Origin of the sequence: Mesorhizobium sp. M7A.F.Ca.CA.003.01.2.1 (assembly GCF_003998945.1) — a bacterium.
In the GTDB taxonomy this organism is placed as follows: Bacteria; Pseudomonadota; Alphaproteobacteria; order Rhizobiales; family Rhizobiaceae; genus Mesorhizobium; species Mesorhizobium ciceri.
This window is the reverse complement of sequence record NZ_RZRA01001120.1, coordinates 1-1,598: the sequence shown is the minus strand read 5'-3', so window position 1 is coordinate 1,598 and position 1,598 is coordinate 1. Positions and strand designations below refer to the sequence as shown.

The window sequence follows — 1,598 nt, the reverse complement described above, 5'->3', positions numbered from 1 at the left end:
GAAGTGCTGCTTTCCGCCAATGCGATGAAGGCGGGCATGTTCATCCTGCGCCCGCTGCTCGCCGCCACCGGCGCGCCCAAGCAAGGCAAGATGGTCATCGGCACCGTCAAGGGCGACATCCACGATATCGGCAAGAACCTTGTCGGCATGATGATGGAGGGCGCTGGCTTCGACGTCATCGATCTCGGCATCAACAATGCGGTCGAGAAATATCTCGATGCGATCGAACAGCACCAGCCCGACATCATCGGCATGTCCGCACTGCTGACCACGACCATGCCCTATATGAAGGTCGTCATCGACACGATGAAGGAAAAGGGCATCCGCGACGATTATGTCGTGCTGGTCGGCGGCGCACCGCTGAACGAGGAATTCGGCAAGGCCGTCGGCGCCGATGCCTATTGCCGCGACGCGGCGGTGGCGGTCGAGACCGCCAAGGACTTCATGAAGCGCAAGCACAATGTGCGCGCTTCGGCCTGATTGGCCAATTCGGCCTGGACGACAGGAGAAGCCGCGCCCTTGCAGCGCGGCTTTTTTGTTACCAGATGATGAGGTGGCCGCGTGCGGATCAGGGCTTGGTGACGGTGTCCTCGACCGCCTTGGCCGTCGATTTGACATCCCTGCCGACGCCACGGACGGTGTTCGCGCAGGCCGCAAGGGCCAAGGCGCAGGCCAGGATGGCAATCGGCGTGATGCGCAGCAGTTTCATGGACGGTGTCTCCCTCAACAGATAAATTAGCGCCACAACAACGAAGGCCGCTCGACTGGTTCCATGGCCAAGACGCAAAAAACGAAACCGAATCAAGACGACAGGCTGCTCGTCATCGCCTGCGGGATGATTGCGCGCGAAGTTCTGGCCGTCAAGGAACAGCTCGGGCTGGATCACCTCGACCTGACCTGCCTGCCGGCGGAATTCCATTTCTACCCGGACCGCATCGCACCGGCCATGGACAAGGCGATCGAAAAAGCCAAGACGGAAGGCTACAGCAACATCTTCGTCGGCTATGCCGATTGCGGCACCGGCGGTCTGCTCGACCGCATCTGCGAGAAGCATGGCGTCGAGCGCATGGCCGGCCCGCATTGCTTCGCCTTCTACCAGGGCATGGAGGCCTATGCGAAAGTCGCAGACGACGACATGATGTCGTTCTACATGACCGACTTCCTCTGCCGGCAGTTCGACGCTTTCTTCATGAAACCGCTCGGCCTCGACAAGCACCCGGAGTTGATCAAGGACTATTTCGGCAATTACGAGAAGCTGATCTACCTCGCCCAGACCAACGATCCGGAACTCGACAAGGTCGCCGAAAAAGCCGCCAGAATGCTCGGTCTCGTCTATGAACGCCGCGCCACCGGTTATGGCGACCTGACGGCCGGGATGGCGCAGGCGGCTGCAGGCGCCTGAAGCAATTCTTGCCCCGCGATGACTCAAGGCTAGATGACAGGCCGCCGTGGACGGGTAAGGTGTGCGCCACAAGCAAACAGACTGCCAGCCATGGAAACGCACTGATGACCCCTCGCCTCTTGATAGCTGCACTCGGCCTCCTCTGTTTGGCCCTGCCCGCCCATGCCGACGGCGAGATACAGAAACTCATCACCCC

At 60.6% G+C, this 1,598-nt stretch carries 3 protein-coding genes; 2 read left to right on the top strand and 1 reads right to left on the bottom strand.

The window, feature by feature from the left end; translation table 11 throughout:
- Positions 1 to 480 (top strand): corrinoid protein (locus EN969_RS30360; RefSeq protein WP_127419692.1); only part of this gene is annotated, 480 nt, incomplete at its 5' end.
- A gap of 88 nt (positions 481 to 568) precedes the next feature.
- Here the strand turns inward: EN969_RS30360 and EN969_RS36805 are convergent.
- The gene (locus EN969_RS36805; protein WP_318011966.1) at positions 569 to 787 is read right to left on the bottom strand and encodes a hypothetical protein; all 219 of its coding nucleotides are present in this window, start codon (positions 785 to 787) and stop codon (positions 569 to 571) included.
- On the opposite strand from EN969_RS36805, the gene EN969_RS30350 reads away from it, so the two are divergent.
- Positions 773 to 1,402, top strand: a complete 630-nt coding sequence (locus tag EN969_RS30350) for a DUF1638 domain-containing protein (protein ID WP_013531173.1) — start codon at positions 773 to 775, stop codon at positions 1,400 to 1,402. The genes EN969_RS36805 and EN969_RS30350 overlap by 15 nt on opposite strands.
- Positions 1,403 to 1,598 lie beyond the last annotated feature (196 nt).